The sequence below is a fragment of the Cobetia sp. 5-11-6-3 genome (assembly GCF_013374055.1).
GTDB classification, from domain to species: domain Bacteria; phylum Pseudomonadota; class Gammaproteobacteria; order Pseudomonadales; family Halomonadaceae; genus Cobetia; species Cobetia marina.
The window spans coordinates 1-281 of record NZ_BLWJ01000039.1 but is presented as its reverse complement, the minus strand read 5'-3'; the positions used below and the strand labels follow the sequence as shown (position 1 = coordinate 281).

At 51.6% G+C, this 281-nt stretch carries 1 rRNA gene; it reads right to left on the bottom strand.

The annotated features are described in order from the left end of the window. Positions 1–281, bottom strand: a 23S ribosomal RNA gene (locus tag HXS66_RS17320); the annotation flags it as partial.

Here is a 281-nt window from a genome sequence, read left to right as displayed (position 1 = left end):
AGAAAACCTTGGTCTTCCGGCGGGGGAGTTTTTCACTCCCCTTATCGTTACTCATGTCAGCATTCGCACTCGTGATACCTCCAGCAGACTTCTCAATCCACCTTCATTGGCTTACACGACGCTCCTCTACCGCTCATCCAGAGGATGAACCCGTAGCTTCGGTACCTGATTTAGCCCCGTTATATCTTCCGCGCAGGCCGACTCGACTAGTGAGCTATTACGCTTTCTTTAAAGGATGGCTGCTTCTAAGCCAACCTCCTAGCTGTCTGAGCCTTCCCACA